General features: G+C 55.9%; 12 protein-coding genes. 3 read left to right on the plus strand and 9 right to left on the minus strand.

Translation table 11 applies throughout. The features are described 5' to 3' along the window. Positions 1–85 precede the first annotated feature (85 nt). Positions 86–1,042: a glycosyltransferase family 2 protein gene (locus tag G9C82_RS14505; RefSeq protein ID WP_004965554.1), complete on the minus strand. Its 957-nt coding sequence runs from the start codon at positions 1,040–1,042 to the stop codon at positions 86–88. 118 nt (positions 1,043–1,160) lie between these two features. Then, the gene (locus G9C82_RS14510) at positions 1,161–2,642 is read right to left on the minus strand and encodes a sulfatase-like hydrolase/transferase (protein ID WP_127014489.1); all 1,482 of its coding nucleotides are present in this window, start codon (positions 2,640–2,642) and stop codon (positions 1,161–1,163) included. 199 nt (positions 2,643–2,841) lie between these two features. Between G9C82_RS14510 and G9C82_RS14515 the strand changes: the two genes are divergently transcribed. Beyond that, the gene (locus G9C82_RS14515) at positions 2,842–4,257 is read left to right on the plus strand and encodes a sulfatase (protein WP_127014490.1); all 1,416 of its coding nucleotides are present in this window, start codon (positions 2,842–2,844) and stop codon (positions 4,255–4,257) included. A 31-nt stretch (positions 4,258–4,288) separates the two neighbouring features. Here the strand turns inward: G9C82_RS14515 and G9C82_RS14520 are convergent, their stop codons facing one another. From G9C82_RS14520 to G9C82_RS14530, 3 genes are all read right to left on the minus strand, one after another. Next, on the minus strand, positions 4,289–6,097 hold the full coding sequence (locus tag G9C82_RS14520; RefSeq protein WP_127014491.1) for a hypothetical protein: 1,809 nt from the start codon (positions 6,095–6,097) through the stop codon (positions 4,289–4,291). Positions 6,098–6,268: 171 nt separating this feature from the next. Continuing rightward, positions 6,269–7,510, minus strand: coding sequence for a glycosyltransferase (locus G9C82_RS14525; protein ID WP_127014492.1), 1,242 nt, complete (start codon positions 7,508–7,510; stop codon positions 6,269–6,271). Beyond that, positions 7,507–8,709: a glycosyltransferase family 4 protein gene (locus G9C82_RS14530; protein WP_011222632.1), complete on the minus strand. Its 1,203-nt coding sequence runs from the start codon at positions 8,707–8,709 to the stop codon at positions 7,507–7,509. Before G9C82_RS14530 ends, G9C82_RS14525 begins: the two co-directional genes overlap by 4 nt. Positions 8,710–8,952: 243 nt before the next feature. On the opposite strand from G9C82_RS14530, the gene G9C82_RS14535 reads away from it, so the two are divergent. Then, positions 8,953–10,098 (plus strand): glycosyltransferase, encoded by a 1,146-nt coding sequence (locus G9C82_RS14535; protein ID WP_127014493.1) that lies wholly within the window; start codon positions 8,953–8,955, stop codon positions 10,096–10,098. Between the two features lie 33 nt (positions 10,099–10,131). Here G9C82_RS14535 and G9C82_RS14540 read toward each other — a convergent pair whose 3' ends face one another. The 4 genes from G9C82_RS14540 to G9C82_RS14555 form a co-directional block, all read right to left on the minus strand. Beyond that, positions 10,132–11,058, minus strand: a complete 927-nt coding sequence (locus G9C82_RS14540; protein ID WP_127014494.1) for a DUF1616 domain-containing protein — start codon at positions 11,056–11,058, stop codon at positions 10,132–10,134. 72 nt (positions 11,059–11,130) lie between these two features. Then, positions 11,131–11,961: a glycosyltransferase family 2 protein gene (locus G9C82_RS14545; RefSeq protein ID WP_007190662.1), complete on the minus strand. Its 831-nt coding sequence runs from the start codon at positions 11,959–11,961 to the stop codon at positions 11,131–11,133. Positions 11,962–12,296: 335 nt separating this feature from the next. Continuing rightward, entirely contained in the window at positions 12,297–14,042 is a 1,746-nt protein-coding gene (locus G9C82_RS14550; protein WP_127014495.1) for a hypothetical protein, read from the minus strand. 493 nt (positions 14,043–14,535) lie between these two features. Further along, complete coding sequence (locus G9C82_RS14555) at positions 14,536–14,817, minus strand: winged helix-turn-helix domain-containing protein (RefSeq protein ID WP_004515801.1); 282 nt, start codon at positions 14,815–14,817, stop codon at positions 14,536–14,538. Positions 14,818–15,597: 780 nt separating this feature from the next. On the opposite strand from G9C82_RS14555, the gene G9C82_RS14560 reads away from it, so the two are divergent. Continuing rightward, on the plus strand, positions 15,598–16,233 hold the full coding sequence (locus G9C82_RS14560; RefSeq protein ID WP_127014496.1) for a hypothetical protein: 636 nt from the start codon (positions 15,598–15,600) through the stop codon (positions 16,231–16,233). Positions 16,234–16,278 lie beyond the last annotated feature (45 nt).

The following is a 16,278-nucleotide window of genomic DNA, read 5'->3' on the forward strand; positions in this document are numbered from 1 at the left end:
TTGTACAGACGGTGCGCGCGAGGGGGTGAGTTCAAGCCACGATTGCAACTGTAGCGAGCCGACCGGCGGTATTACTAGTCAGTTCCTACTTGTGGATGGTATCCGTTCTGACCCGGTGGAGCAGACTGGCTAGCGTGTGTGCCGCCCCGTAGGTGTACTTCCCGCCATATGCGACCAGAGCGTACACGAGCCGTGATCTATCGAGGGGATGGTATCGGAGCGCTTTGAGGAAGTATTTTTTCGCATCGGCGTAGTATCCGTTTTTCAGTGCCTCCTGTCCAAGTGATTCGGTCGTCGCGGCCATGAACGCCCGCTCACATCGCCACCCGTACTCCGCGGCGAGGTCCCTGTGTTTCTCGATAAACAGTGGGTACGAGATGTCGCGCTTCTCCTCGAAGTTATCGCTGATGCTGTCTTCTCCGGTCTTGCGACGCCGAGTGGTGAGAGCCTCGGGGACGGTTTTGAACTTGCAGTGACAGGACAGTCGCAGGAGCCAGTCGCGGTCCTGCCAACTCGGAAAGTCTGTATCGGGGAGCCCAGCGGCCATAGCGACATCCCGGCGTACCATTAGGGTGGTGAATTCGCCGAGGGAGCGACCGCGGAGCATCTCTTCGGTGACGTCACCTTCCAGCGAGAAGACGACCGTTCGAACGTAATCGTCGTACACGTACTCGGAACCCGTGTAGACGACACCGACCTCCGGGCTGGCCTCGCGGAACACCGCCACTTGCTTTTCAATTTTTGACGGGGCCCAGTCGTCATCATCGTCGAGGAAAGCGATGTACTCGCCCGTCGATTCACGTATTCCGGTGTTTCGGGCCTCGTTTGCGCCCCTGTTTTCCTCGTGTCTGATTATCTCGACGGTCAGTTCGTCGAACGAGAGCGGACTGAGCGTGTCCGCCGCCGGGGTCGGTGAGTGGTCGTCAACGACGACAAGTTCGATGTGACGGTACGTCTGCTCCTGAACGCTCTTGACGGCGTTTCGGAGGATTTCTGGGCGGTCGTACGTCGGGAGGACAACGCTGACGGGTGGCTCGTTCATATCTGTTGTATGTTTTCTGATGTGTCAGGAGACTCGGTCGAGTGTGTCGTCCGCTGCCAGGTCGTAGTCCGGCGTAATTGTGAGTCTTCTATTATGCGGATGATAAATCGGGCGAGTGTCACTGTAGGTACCCCAAGTCTTCGAGGCGCTCTTTTTTATTCGCGCTGATGGTATTGCTGTCCGACGTTCCGCGAGCGAGGCGACCGAGTTCGTCTCGGAGGTCTGTCCCGAGGAGCTCACAGATGTCCGGATGTATCGATGCGACGTCAATCCGTTCGGTAGGGTCGTCATCGCGGTCGTACAGTTCAGTGTCGTCCGGTGCTTCGATGAATTTCCAGTCGGTTGTTTTAATCGCTCGAAGCGGGCGATCGAACCGCGTCGCAGCCTCATCAAACGACTCCACTGCCTCTCGGAGCGAATCCATCGACGGCTGCGGGACGAGATACTCGGCGATTGCTCTGTCCCGTACGGGAACGGTGCCGTCCCGGGGAACCAAACTGTGTGTCGAAACGTCCGTATCGGCCGGCTGCTCAGCGCCCGCGAGGTCTGTAACGGTCGGATACAGATCCCGGAGTTCGACGGGTCCAGAAACCTCCTCTTCGTCAAACAGTTCCGGGTATCGTATGACGAGAGGGACGTGAATCAGTGTCTCGTAGAGGCAGTACTGGTGGTCCATCAGCCCGTGTTCGCCAATGTTCTCCCCGTGGTCTCCGACCAGAATGATGGCGGTCTCGTCGAGAATACACTGTTCAGCAAGTGTATCGTAGAGCCGTTCGAGTTGCGTATCAAGATACGCCAGCTCTGCCTCGTACAGGCCTTTGAATATTTCTACGTCCGCATCGGTCAGCTCCTGGTCGCCGGCGACGTACTGCCAGGGGTCCTGGTTGAGGTCCGAAACGCGTGACGGGTCGGCACCGTCAGGCAGGTACTCGTCGAGAAAGGGCGCGGGCGGTTCGTACGGAAGGTGTGGTTCAACGTAGTTCAGGAAATAGAAGAACGGGTCGTCCTCCGTGCCGTTCTGTTCCAACCATTCGACCGTTCGTGAGGTAGTGTGGTGTGCCCCATCATCGTGACGTTCCGCGAGGAACTTCGCGTAGCCGGTAGTAAGCGTGCCTTTGAGGAGGTCGACCGGGCCCTGCCCCCGAAACACATCCAGAATTGTGTCGCCGGTCGCCGTCGTGTTCCGGTTGCTGATGACGCTCGAAAGCTCGGGGGCATCCCAGAAAAGGTCCCACTTCATCGAGAACTCGTCGAAGCCGGCATCGAAGCCGAACTCCGGACTTATCCAGACGTTTCCAGAGATGCCCGCCGTTCGGTAGCCTGCGTTGGAGATTCGGGATGCGAGCGGCTCGGAGTCCGGGTCAAAGATGTGGTTTCCGGCGTGGACGCCGTGTGATGACGTGTACTTTCCGGTGAACATCCCGGCATGAGAAGGGAGAGTCCACGGTGCAGTGGCCGTCGCATCGGTGAATGTCGTTCCGTCACTCGCAATACGTGACAGCGTCGGCATCAGTCCGGATTCGAGACCCGGGAGCACCGTGCGCGCACGTGCTGTGTCGAGAACTATCAACAGCACGTTTGGCCGTTGCTTCAGTGACATTGGGACCCAATTTTTCACCGACGGGTATAGTTATACAAGTTAAAACTGACCAATCTTCAGCTACTTCGCGTACAGTGTTTTATCGGCCGATAGAGTCTGCAGGCCACCGGCGGAAGAATCGCTGGACTTCGCAGACGTTCGATGAACAGCCGGTGTACGTAGTCATTAACAAACTGCCAACGCCGAATCTAACGCAGTAATGAGCGAGTCAACTGCTCCGTCTAATATCATCTGGATTACTCTAGACAGTATTCGATACGACCGTACCACGTTAGATGGCCACGCGCGAGCGACGACGCCGAACATGGAGCGTATCGCCAATCAGGCGGGCGGAGTCAGTTTCAGTAGTTGCATTGCCGCCGCGAACTGGTCACTGCCGTCGGCAGCATCGATACACACCGGAACCTTTCCCGAACACCACCGGACAGGCTACGGTACGAACAAGCTGCCACAGAGCGTCAACACCGTCGCCGAGCGACTTCAGGAGGTAGGGTATCAGACGGTTGGTGTCTCGGCGAACCATTACTTCAGCGAATCTACCGGCCTTTCCCGTGGGTTCGAAACGTTCAAACACATCAATCCGACCGACCTATTCAGAGAGGTTAGCCCGCGTACACTGCTCCGTTTCCTCAGCAACTTGCGGTCCCATTCAGGCGGCCTCAGTACGGAGAAGACGAAACACCGGCCCGACTTCTTCGTCAACGAAGTCGTAAAGAAGCAGGTCTCGTCCCGAGCCGAAAGGGAGGAACCGTTTTTTCTGTCCGCACACTACCACGGCGCACACCTCCCGTACTATCCGCCGCCGGCATGGCAGGACCGGTTCTCGTCGGACCTCGTCGAATCGCCAAGAGCAGCGAGCGAGCGGGCCTTCAAACACACCGCCGACCTTCACCGAGGAATCGCCAATGTCAGTGAGTTCGGCGAAGCGGACTGGAACGCTTTGAACGTGATGTACGACACGCTCGTAGCGTACTCTGACTCACTGATCGGAGAACTCTTCGACCATCTGAAGGCGCTCGACCTCGAGAACACCGTTTTCGTTGTGACCGCCGACCACGGTGACCTCCTCGGAGAGTGTGGCCTGCTCGGTCACAAATTCGTCCTTCACGATGGTTTGATTCACGTCCCGGCCGTCGTACACGGGCTCGATTCAGTGGCCGATAAACAGGACGAACTCGTCCAGCATATCGACATCGTTCGAACGCTCGTCGAGATTGCTGGCGGCGATACGACCGATTTCGATGGCATAGACCTCCGGAACGAACGACGGACAGCTGCACTCAGCCAGCGTGCCGCTGACATCCAGGGCCCGCTCTCGGCGATACAAGAACATGACCCGTCGTTCGATACCGGGTACTTCGACGATGCGGCGCTTAGTTCGCTCCGGACCCACGACTTCAAATATCAGCAGAGTGCGGAAGGTGACGTGCTGTTCGAACTCCCCGACGAACAGTCAGACGTCTCAATGTCGTACCCCGACCGCAGGGACGAACTCAAGGCGGGCCTCCAGAGGCGGCTAAGCGAAATCGACAGTCAGAAACTCGATGGGGAAGAGGTCGAGTTCAGCGACGACATCAGAGACCAACTTTCCGACCTAGGATATATAGTCGAGTAATACCGCTCCGAAAGCAGAGTGCCGAGCCAGATTATTCCGCGATATCCTCATCCACTTGTGGGGACACTCTCCAGGCCGTGTACCCGCCATTCACGTAGACTTTGTTCGCCGTCGAATCCCGTTCTAACTGATTCAAATGGGACTCGCCATATCGGAAGAGGAACTCTTGCTGTTCCGGCGTGTAGTGGGAGGCAGTGTGTCGTTTGCGGTCGTACGTCTTCGTCACGAGATACGCACTGCCGTACGTATCTGCCGCCCTCACATCTGGTCCGGTGTAACCCAACCCATCCGGAACGTTGTTCTCCGTAGTGATGCCTCTCGGCCATAGGCGGTCGTGGTTGCTCGACAGCACGAACTCCTTCATTTTGTGTGACGTATCCATCGAGTACACGGGCTCTTCAAGGTTATATTTCGTCGACACATACTGCGTCCCGTCGTACTCAGCGTGGGTGAGATGGCGGTTCGGTTCGTATGCTGCCTGGGCACCTAATCCAGCCGCGAGAAGCACTACGAGCGCGGATAAGACTATCAGATATGACCGCTGTCGCTCGAAGATGTGTAGAATGAGCATCCCGATAGCCACTGCGGCAAAGAGGATAGCGTAGCGTGACAGACGGATGTGGCCCTTGACGACGAGGTCACGAAGCAAGAAGAGCACTGCCAGTGTTACACCGGCCATGAAATGGGTCGCGCTGAGGCCCCAGTCGTAGCGGTTGTTTCTGCGGAGGAAGGCGACGAGAATGATTAGGAGAAAGAGGCCCGCGGTCAAGAAGTAAAGGAACACGCTACCGTAGAGGTCGACGAATTTCCAGGCTAGCTGCACCGGAGTGAACGAAACCGATGTGGCTTTCGCCAGTTCCTGAGCCGCCGGGCTCGACCCTTTGTCCGGTCCGAACATATTGTACATAGACACCTCCGTTTGCCGGAAGCCCTGTAACCAGATAAACTGAAGCGGCAGGAAGAGCGCACCCAGACGGAGACTGAGCGTCTTGATTGAGCTATCGAAGATGCCTCGGTACAGGATTGAATACGCCGCCGTCACCGTAATCATCCCGATCATGAACAGCGTCGTCATCGGGTGCATGTAAATGACCGCGAGACCCAGCGTAACGAGAAGTAAGAGGTACGTCTTCTCGTTCGTCTGGCGGTACCGTTCGAGTACGAGCAGAACAACCGGGAGTAGCATAAAGGACAAGATGGCAGGATGTGCCGAAAGGTGGAACGTGGTGTACAGGAGCGGCGCGCCGACCGCTAGTCCGGCTGCAATGCTTTCCCGCCTCTGACTGAACAGACGGACGACGGCACCGATGGCCACGATATGTAGTAGAGTGAACGCGAAATTGATGCCGTATTGGGTGCTCGTCAGCGGAAGGCCGAGCATGTGTAGTTCCGCCATCAGAACGTGTTCGCCGGGATACCAGATGCCGGGGAGTCCCCCGGTTTCGACGATGGCCTGGACGTCCCCGAGATGCCGGAGTTTATCAGCCTCACCGCGTCCATATAGCTTGTACCCTCGGGCAACTGGCAGGAACATGTATATGAGATAGTTCGCCAGCAAGAGGGCCAGTCCGTGTCGCCAGAACGTGGTGCCGGTAGCACCGGCGAAAAACAGCAGTACGATGCTACCGGCTAATATCGTATAAAAGAGGAGCCAGTACGTCGACGGGAGTGACTCGACGATCGAGGTTTCGTATCCCGTTGCCAGTTGGATTCGAAGAAACAGGAAACACTCGGCGAGGAGGAGGCCCGATAGAATGACGGCGAGAGTCGTTTGCAGATGGCTATCAGTAAACCCGACCCAGTTGTCGAGGCGGCGTTCGAGATTATTTACGATACTCATCGCTGATGGAGAAAGATGAAGTTACTACCTGTGACACGGTTCACGTCCGCTTGTTCGGTTTTGTAACAATAAGTAAATGCGGCATAACGGGCCGCCGACGCGAGTCGGACAGGGTTGGCAGTGCCGCGGACGACAGTATCGTGCATATCGGAGTCAGGTATCGTTTTCGTATTATCCGGTGTTATTGTCCCGTCTCTGTCGGCTGTCGAGAGAGCGATACAACCGGGTGTAGCGAGAGACCATCTGTTCGACGGTGAACATGTTTCGAACACGGTCGTATCCCTTCTCCCCGTAGCGCTCCCGGATCGTGTGGTCCGCGAGCGCTCGCATCGCCGCTGCCATCTGTGTGGGCTCCTCGGGTGTAACCAATCGTCCGGTCTCACCGTCAAGGACGACTTCTCTCACGCCGTCAATGTCTGTGGCAACAACTGGGCATTCGGCGGCCATGGCTTCGAGGATAGTCACCGGCAGTCCCTCAAAGGCCGATGCAGAGACGAAGGCATCAGCAGCCGCGTAATACCCGTGAATCTCCGGAACGCGTCCGGTGACCGTCACAGCCTGGGACAAGCCCGCGTTCTGGACCTTCTCTCGGAGCGATGCTTCGAGCGAGCCCCACCCGACGATGAGAAGATGTGCCGACGGCACGCTGTCGACAACTTCTTCCATCGCCTCGATGAGCGTCTCCTGTCGCTTCTGGGGTTCGTATCGGGCCACGTTGAGATAGAGCGGGTCAGAGCCCGAAAGGTTCCACTCCTGGCGGACGACACTTCCGTCAGCCGCGTCCACGGAGCCAGCGAAGGCGTCCGCGTCAATCCCGTTGGGAATCGTGGTCCACTGCCTACCAGCATCGTGGTGAAAGACCTCGCTCTCACCGGTGAAAGCCGTCTGAACGCCCTCTGAGACGGCAATGGTCCGAGAATCGAGCGGTCGGGTGATACGTTCCGCTACCCGCTCTATGGGATGATAGTTCGCCGGGACGTTGTGCTGTGTGCTCACGATTTGGTCGATGTCGGCTACGGAGCCAACGAGTCGTCCGAGCGATTGTGAGTACGGCAAGTGGCAGTGGAGGATGTCGAACGATGCCCGGTGGAAGAAACGGAGCATGCGCGGGAGCGAGCGTGGGTCGAACTGCGGGAACTCCCCGACCGCTCCGAAGTCGACAACGCGCGCGCCTGCGTCCTCAAAATCTTTCTGGAGCGTGTCGTCACCGCCGAAGAAACAGACCGTGAAATCGAACTGTTGGTCTCGCGTTTGCTCGACGAGGTTCAGGACGATAGTCGGTGCGCCATCAGGTGCGAGTTTGTTGATGAGAAAGCAGACGCGTAAGGTCTCGTCCGGAGATTGGCGGGAGGTTCCATCGTAGCTTTCGGTACCCGTCGTGGGAGCTTCGTGTGCCGTGTCTGAGCGGCTCATTGCTCATGCTCCGTGTTCGAGCCGGCGGGTATCACTTGCTCTTCGGCCTGGCCACTGTCGACCTGTTGCTGGGAGGGCGTAGACGTAGAAATAGTACCGAGGGTCTGTGTCGTCTGTTCTACCGTTTCGGACCAGTCGTATTCTCGCATAACGATCTCCCTGCCTGCTTGGCCGAGCTTGCGTAACGCGGCTCTATCGTCGAGCATCGAAGACATGGCATCAGCTAGTGCCGTCGTGTCCCCGACCGGCACCGTCCGGCCAGCCTGCTCGATTACCTGTTCTGTCTGTTCCAGTCGGGTGCTGAGAATGGGTGTGGCACACGCCATCGATTCCATGACGCTTCGTGGGAACCCTTCTGTTCTACTAGCGAGCACGAACAGGTCCGCGGCACGATATACCGCCGGCATCTCCTGATACGGAACCCGTTCAAGGAAACGTATCGACTCGCGCATGTTTTCTCGCTCGACAATCTGTTCTAGCTTGTCCCGGAGCGGCCCGTCACCGCAAAAAAACAGTTTGGCCTCAGGTATATTATTTTGTACCGTCTGAAAGGCTTTCAGAACGTCCCGGGGCCGTTTCCCTTCGACCAGACGACCGACAAAAACGACTGCCGGACCAGTGGCATCGGTTATCCGGTCGTACGTTGCGCCGACTGGCGTGAATCGGTCGACGTCTATCCCGTTGTGGATGACGCGGATATCGGAGGAGACACCGAGGTCCCGAAGTCGCTCGCGTTCGGGCGCAGTGTAAGAGAAGAGCACGTCCGCCGCGTTGTATGTGAACCGTCCGACAGTGTTGAGATGGAACCGAGAAAACCATTCGGGGACTCGTTGAGACATAAGTCCATGACACGTAACGGCAAGCGGGATGTCGGTTACCCGACTGTAAGCCGCCGTGAGGTTGCTCGAAAAGAACAGGTGTGAGTGAGCGTGTACCACGTCGTACTCCCGAGCGTTGCGGAGGTACTTCACCGTCCCGGCGAACAGCGCGTTACCGAACAGTTCGATGCGCGGCGACAGACGGACAAGGGTGTACCCGGCTCTCTGTTCTGTCTGTGGCTTGGATTGGTCGTTCGAGACGGTCAGGACCGTCACATCGTGTCCCATCTCGGCTTGGTCGCGGCTTAGAGCGTGTATGTGATAAGGTGCTCCCCCAACTTTGTCTGGAAAGATATCTTGGGCGACACGTAGGATGCGCATTCTGTGCAGGACGCTTGCTGTCCGATACTTATTGTTAAGCCTGTGCTTTCTAGGGTATCACAGTCCTAACCAGATATCTGCTCCGGAGCGGAATTTGTGCGTTGGCGAGTTTGTCGCCAAATTCTGCCGTAGTCTCCGAGCCAGTTTGCGGACCGTCCCGCGACGTGCGATACGGCAAAAATACGTGATACGCCTCGGGTAGGAAGATAATAAAAAAAGCCTACTGACCGAGACAATGTCGATATGACAGGGCAGAGACCGCTGGCGTTCTACGTTCCGTCCCTAACAGTCGGGGGGGCTGAACGAGTGACAGTGACAATCGCGAACGGGTTGGCCGAGCAGGAGTACAACGTCGACCTCCTCGTCTCGTTTTGTGAAGGCGAGTTCAAGAAAGAAGTGCGAAGCGACGTTCGCCTCATCGATCTGGAGACCCCGTCTATCCCGGGAATCGGTATCGGTGCCGCTGTCCCGGCACTCCGCAGGTATCTCAGGACCGAATCACCGAGCATGATCTTCTCGCAGATGACGTACGCCAACGATGTCTGTCTCTTCGCACACGGATTGGTCGGCTCCGATGCGGTCGCGGTTCCGACGGTCCACAATACCCTCGGAGTGCAGGAATCGCCGAAAGAGAAGTTCGTTGAGTGGCTCGCGGGCCGGCTTTCCGACCGGGCGGATCAGTTCGTTGCCGTTTCCGATGGTGCCGCCGAGAGCATCGTCGAGCACGTAGGAGTCAGTCCGGAGGACGTAACCGTACTGCACAACCCGATTCCCGTCGAAGAGGTCCGCATGCGGTCCCGAGAGCCGGTAGATCACGAATGGGTCGGCGTTCCAGAGTACGAGGTCGTGCTCGGCGTCGGCCGCCTCGAACCACAGAAAAACTTCGGCTCATTCCTCAAAGCGTTCAAACGGGTTCACGAAGCGCGCCCGCAAACGCGAGCAATCATCGTCGGTCGGGGGTCCGAGCGTGGCGAACTCAGGCAGTTGGTACGGGACCTCGGCATCAGTGATAGAGTCTCGTTTCCGGGCTACGTCGACAACCCCTACGGCTACATGGCCGGTGCATCCGTGCTAGCCATGTCGTCAGTACACGAAGGGCTCCCGACAGTTATCATCGAAGCGCTAGCGTGTGGCTGCCCGGTCGTCTCGACGGACTGCCCTAGCGGTCCCTACGAAATTTTAGAAGGTGGAGAGGTCGGACCGCTAGTGCCGGTCGGGGACGAAAGCGCCCTCGCAGGCGGGATACATACCACTCTGGCCGACCCACCGCAGAAAGAGAGATTAATCGGGCGGGCGCGCGATTTCGCCCCGGAGGCCGTGCTTCGAGATTACGAGGCGTTCATTCAAGCACACTTGCCTACCGCAGCCCCTGCTCACAGAACTGCCTGACTCAAGCGGGATTGCGCCTCGCTAGAGCCTTCGCTACGACACGTCAAGCCAGACGTGGAGTTCCCGGTAGCTGTTCTGGGCCGTGGGCTGTTCGGGGATAGTCCCGTCGTAAAGCAGATACGTAAGCCGTAACCGCTCACCGCTCAGCAGGGGTTCAACCGTGTGTTCTTGCCGCCACGTCTCTTCGGCAGCGACTTCGTTTCTGAAAGAATCCAATCGCGCACGCTGGATTGCGTCTCCGTCCTCGTTCGTCGCGACGAGCGTAATCACAACGGTGTACTGTTTGGTTTGCATCTCACGGTTCGTGACCGTGAAATACAGTGTTTCCTGGTCGCCAGCCGATATCTCGGACGGATAGTTGTCAGCGACGAGGGTTCCGTTCTCCGCCTCGGTAAGGAGACCAAACTCCGTATACCGCTCACCGCGGGGCGGGTCCAGTGCGACAACGCCGACGCTGAGTACTACGACGAGGACAGAGACGGCAACGATGACCGAGCTGAGCTGTATCGAGTCGCCTATATTCGGGGTCTTGGCTCGGTCCGATGAGCCACCAAACGTAGTAGGTGAGGTCTCGTTGAGAGGCGACAGTCGGCGATACATCGCGACAGTGGCCGATAGAAGCGCTATTGACGACAGGGCAACCATCACTGGGACTGCGGCGATATCCCAAACCGTGTACTCGAGATTCACCCCGACGATAATCGCCAGGCCAATGCTGGTAGCTATACCCAACAGAAGCGCCTCGGAGCCGAACAACCGCTCGCCGTCGAGTGACGAGCGCCGGTGTGGGAACATGGCCACCACCACCGAGTATCCAGGGGCGAAGAACAGAAACGGTATCGTCACCACGGTTCGCAGCAGTGACTCCGACACGAAAGTTGCCGCGATCGCCAGCATGGTAAGCAGAATGACGGCCACCAAATCGGCCACTCGCAACAGAGATGAGGACCATCCAACCATGCGATACTGTCTCCACTGGTCCGATATAAGTAGGAACTACATAATCGGACGACGTATCATCTGGAGAACTGGTCACAGTCTGAAGAACTTCTTACCGATTCGCCAGAAGAACCGTCGCAGGAGCAGCATAGAGAGCTTCGGGATGAACGAGCCGTATCTGATGCCGCTCGACTCGTCGCCGTAGAGTGCTTCCATCGGTACGTCCTGAACAGTCATCCCATTCGCATCTAAGTGAATTAGCATATCGTTCAGAAATCCGTAGTCGTCAAACAGATCGTTCAGCGAGAGCTGGTCAAGCGCCGTCGCGGAAATCGCGGTGTATCCGTTCTGTGGGTCGCGCATTTGCCAGTGTCCGCTCGCAATCTTGGTCAGCATCGTGAGGAGCGCATTCCCGAACAGCCGCCAGTTGGACATCTGAGTACAGTGGCGTCGCGATATGAGGCGGTTGCCTTTCGCGTAATCCGCATCCCCCTCAACGACTGGGTCGAGTATCTCATCGAGGATGTTCGGGTCCATCTGGCCGTCGCCATCAAGGACTGCAACCGTATCCATGCCGCTCATAAGCGCTAGCTCGTATCCGGTTTGTACGGCAGCCCCGCGACCGCCGTTAGTCTGATGACGGACTGGGACGATCCGCTTATCGAGAAACGTCTGGCTTTCAGATACCGTTGTCCCGGCCCCGTCGGCGACAACTATTTGTTGTGCGGAGTCCCCGGTCACACTTGCGGGTTTCACCTCAGTATCCACGTATTCCTTGATTTCGGTCCATGTGCCATCTGTCGAGCAGTCGTCGATAACGAACACCTGATCGACGTACTCCGGAAGTGAGTCGATGACCTCACCGATGAACCCCTCTTCGTTGTGTGCCGGAACGACGACACCGACGGTAGAGCCTTTATACACTCTATGTCCCCCCTGTTGGTGAGTGGAGTGAGTCCGCTACGGTACGCACAGAGTTACCGAAAAGGGAGCTACTCATCCCGGGTCGGCTTTCATGCCAGACCCACGCGCCAATAGCAACCTCTGGTTTAGTGATAGTCATGGTAGGTTGTGGGGCCACTCACCGGCCACCAGTAGGGCCCCTCTCTGTCACCATGTTGGACAAATCAATCTATTGTTATTCCTTACTTTCCAGGGTTAGCGGTCATATACAGTGAACTGTTAGATCCATAAATATCTCGTTAGAACGATTTCGAAAAGGGCCCATGTACGGCGATTACTCCTGACAGAAAGAGTGGTTATTCGAATTGATCCTGATACGTCGTCCTGATGTCTGCCTGGCGACTAGTAGTTAGATTTTCATACGACGTTCCGTATGTGTCGTTGGCCAGTTCGTCCCATGACTCAATTCGGTCACCGGAATCAGTCTCAAACTGTGCATCAAAGTCTGATTCAACCTTCTGTTGAGTTTCAATATCTAATCCAGTGAAATTAAACTTCTCGCCAGCTGTCACATCGGCATCATACTCTTGCCGGGCGATTTCCTCACGCGTTCGTACCTCTGCGGCCGCAAGGCCGTCTGCGAACGGTTGGCGTTCGTGAATCTCTTCGACCTGGCGCTTCGTTTCACCGCTCACCTCATCATAGTAGCGTCCGTACTTATCTTGAGTTATTTCGTCAAGCGAAGCGCGATCACCCTCAGAGACGCTGGTACTCCCGCTAGAACTGCTTGACCCTCCGTCTTTTGCCCATGACGGCTTGACCGACATCGCTGTTGACGCACGCGCGTCTTCTGAATAGATTCCATGGACGTACGTCTGCAGTCTCAGTGGTTCTACGGGGTACTCTGTCGAGTCAGTTACTGTGTAGTCAATCTCGAACCGAACGCGAGTCGACTCGCCGGGTGCAAGCGTGACGTTTCTGTCGACGCCGTAGGCCTCCGGTCGATCGTCGTCATCGCTGTCGATGCGATGCTGGATCGATTGGGTTCCAGTGATGTTACCGGTGTTCGTTACGTCTGCGGAGAACACAGCCACATCACCGACGTACAGAACATTTGGTCCATCCAGATCCGATACCTCGAAATGACTGTCCTGAACCGTCATCGAGACAGGGTCTGTGTCAGTACTAGTTCCAAGGGAATGGTTGTGTGTCCCGCTGCTCAAATTTGTCGTATTCACTCCAATAGACACCGTTGTCGTTTCGTTGGCAGCAAGTGAAACAGAGCGCGAATAGGTGGTGTTCAGGGAATCACTGCGGATTGTGACATTGTCGGTACCGTCCACATCACCAACGTTCTTGACGACTACAGAGACATTGGCAGTTTCGCCTTTCGTTACGTTGACCGGTGCTGTCGTGTTCTGCACTCGGAACGTCGCCGGTTGCTGGACAGAGAGGGTGCCAGTCGCTGTTGTGTTTTCCGTGGCGATCTTGTATTGGTATCGACCGGGTTCCATATCAGTGGTGTGGGCCGTGGCAGTGCTCACTTGACTCTGGCCGCCCGCAAGCGAGTATACGCTCTCGTCCAGCCTTTCAGCATCGGTGTATTGGCCGTTCTGGTCCTCATCGACAGCGATTCGAACGGTCTGGACGCCGCGATATGCACCGGCATTGGTCAGGTTTGCTCGGATCGAGACGTTCGTTCCACGGACGATAGTAGCGTTTTCAGTGGTATCGTCGAGTACAAACGTAGGCGGAGTGAGGACAGCCACACTCCCAGTTGTCTCCGGGGAGGAAGACTCACCGACAGCAACGGCGTACGTGTACTCTCCAGAACTGAGTTTCTCAGGCTCGACAGTCAGGGTCACGTTCGTCGGTTCAGCTGCCGAAACCTCGACTTGTTTTGTCGCTACCGTTTCGAGAGACTGTTGGTCTCCATCCCCACTCAATTGTAGCGCTACTTGTTTCGTTGTCGTCTCCGACCCTGCGTTTGTAAGTCGAAGTTGCACACGTAACGGCTCGTCCGGCCGAATTTCAGTTGGCGTCTGCACAGCGCGTATCTCCAGTTCGTCCTCGCCCACAGTGGTCTCAGAATCTGCCGGCACATCAGCGAAGCCACCGATTCCAAGCCCTAGCGTAGCGCCGCCAAGGACTAAGAGTCCAGCGACGCATCCAATCAGTAATTTTCCGGAGCCTATTGACAACATGCGTACGCAGGTAGGTTACAAATCATTATTGTTACGACCGCTATACTAGTCAGTAGACACTCTTTGCATTCAATATCCGAAACCGGGTTTCCTTAGACGATGTCTCGGAATGGGTAGCATTCGTTTACCACCAGACGCGTCCGTCAAACGATGAACTGACAGCCACAGTCGTAGTAAGTCGATACCGTTTGTTGGCGTCTCAATTAACCGTAATTGGGCCTGTGGAAAGCGCACCAAATTATGACCTAGTACCGGAGTTGCTGTTACGGAGTCGCGTATACGCGAGATATCCAGGTCTAGACATAGTTCAATTCAAACCGAAGAAAGGCGGAGATAATTCTAAGTCGACGCGCCTGTACGATCATGTCAGTTCGAGGCCGAGACGCGGCAGTTATGCCATATTCTTCCGTTCGATTGTTTCCCAAATATCGACACCCTTCTCAGTAATGTCGTACACACGGCCTTTTTTCCGATCTTCCGAAACTAGTAGATCGACCAGTTCCGACTCACGAAGCTCTTGCAAGGCGCGTGAAACGTGAGCAATACTCATTTCTCTATCGTCCGCGATTAACGACGGTGTCGCAGGGCCTTCTGACAACCGGCGGAGAGTCTCGACTCGATACCGTGAACTGATTACGTAGCTCACTTCGTCCCACTGATCAAAGTCTGCCATCGTATCTATTCGTATGCACGAGTGTACCAACTACTTTTCTTGGACACAAACTCGTGTACAATGATATTCCATGTGCCTGTGGTTAATTGTTTCGCTCGTGTCGCTTGCTCTCGCTTCGTAACCATACACCATTCCGGTTGATTACCCCACATACTGAGTATATGGTGAGTAATATCGCTCTTCCATCTGATTCACAGATCGCGCGTTCCACCTACTTGTTCGGCCACCAGTCAACAACCGATACTGCAGAGCTCGTACGGTTCCAATTCCTGACGACCATCCCAAGGAAAGTTCCATCAGTGGTTTCGTACGTGCAACGTCATTGTACCGGTGCAGGTAGCCCTTCAATTGGGTTCATAGGATTACGTTACTTGTACAGCCAACGGAAACAGACAGTATACGCGATGATTTATCTTGTACAATCATAGAGAGTGCAATTACGTATAAGTACAATATATCTGCGCCTCAGCAAATGAAACGGTCATTCTATGTATTTATCGTGTTCCAACGCACGCCAAAACACCCCCGTACCGTGGATCACCGGATATTGATTCGAAGAGCACTGTTACTCCCAGAATACCGAATCAACTACTTACTATCCTCGGCGGTAATCAAAGAAAAACTATCTAATATATTACATAACAAAGTATTAAGTGGCAAGGTGATGTTAATTTGAAATGCTGGCTGACAGCGTAACGCTCCGTCGATACAGCCGGGGGGCTGTGTGAGCGCGATTCCAGACGGGTGGACGATGTCGCAGCACACAGGAAGTGGGTAAATATGGGAGTCAAAGACACCGCACAAACGAAGGCAGAACCGAATAATGAACTGAGCGATGAATCCGTCCCAGCGCCAAAAGGGAACGAAAGCAGTGCCGACCAAGCAGCGCCGCAGGAGCAGGACGGCCACGGTGCATCTCTGGACGTTATTTTTGAAATACTGAAAAACAGCCGCCGTAGAGAGGTCCTCCATTTTCTTCGAGAACGGGACGAACAGGTCTCTCTCGGAGAACTTGCGGAACACGTCGCGGCCATCGAAAACGAAACCACGACTGATGCGTTGACATCAAGTGAGCGCAAGCGGGTGTACGTCGGACTGTACCAGTGCCATCTACCGAAGATGGACGATATCGGTGTCGTCGATTTCAACCAAGACCGTGGGCATATCACCCTTACCGAGAAGGCCGACGACTTCGAAAAGTACCTCAACCGCTCTGAGGAGGAGGCGGAGAATCGACAGTGGTATCAGTATTATGCAGCTGTCTCGGTGCTGGGCGCAATGGTCCTCGCTGCTTCTGTCGCCTTCTCACTTTCCGGGACCATGGTTTTCGGACTGTTCTCCCTGGTCGTAGGTGTTGCAGGCGCGTGTTCCGTCTATCACTGGTCAGTTGAGCGGGAAGCACCGGACAGCGAGTAGCCGGATAAGAACGGTTTGGTTCCGCATCCAATTTTCACGCAGTAA

The organism is Haloarcula sp. R1-2, assembly GCF_011627385.1.
GTDB classification, from domain to species: domain Archaea; phylum Halobacteriota; class Halobacteria; order Halobacteriales; family Haloarculaceae; genus Haloarcula; species Haloarcula marismortui.

What these genes read in the sequence shown, in the direction of transcription:
- G9C82_RS14505 (WP_004965554.1), bottom strand. Translation starts at nt 1,042, where the DNA reads ATGAACGAGCCACCCGTCAGCGTTGTCCTCCCGACGTACGACCGCCCA.
- G9C82_RS14510 (WP_127014489.1), bottom strand. Translation starts at nt 2,642, where the DNA reads ATGTCACTGAAGCAACGGCCAAACGTGCTGTTGATAGTTCTCGACACA.
- G9C82_RS14515 (WP_127014490.1), top strand. Translation starts at nt 2,842, where the DNA reads ATGAGCGAGTCAACTGCTCCGTCTAATATCATCTGGATTACTCTAGAC.
- G9C82_RS14520 (WP_127014491.1), bottom strand. Translation starts at nt 6,097, where the DNA reads ATGAGTATCGTAAATAATCTCGAACGCCGCCTCGACAACTGGGTCGGG.
- G9C82_RS14525 (WP_127014492.1), bottom strand. Translation starts at nt 7,510, where the DNA reads ATGAGCCGCTCAGACACGGCACACGAAGCTCCCACGACGGGTACCGAA.
- G9C82_RS14530 (WP_011222632.1), bottom strand. Translation starts at nt 8,709, where the DNA reads ATGCGCATCCTACGTGTCGCCCAAGATATCTTTCCAGACAAAGTTGGG.
- G9C82_RS14535 (WP_127014493.1), top strand. Translation starts at nt 8,953, where the DNA reads ATGACAGGGCAGAGACCGCTGGCGTTCTACGTTCCGTCCCTAACAGTC.
- G9C82_RS14540 (WP_127014494.1), bottom strand. Translation starts at nt 11,058, where the DNA reads ATGGTTGGATGGTCCTCATCTCTGTTGCGAGTGGCCGATTTGGTGGCC.
- G9C82_RS14555 (WP_004515801.1), bottom strand. Translation starts at nt 14,817, where the DNA reads ATGGCAGACTTTGATCAGTGGGACGAAGTGAGCTACGTAATCAGTTCA.
- G9C82_RS14560 (WP_127014496.1), top strand. Translation starts at nt 15,598, where the DNA reads ATGGGAGTCAAAGACACCGCACAAACGAAGGCAGAACCGAATAATGAA.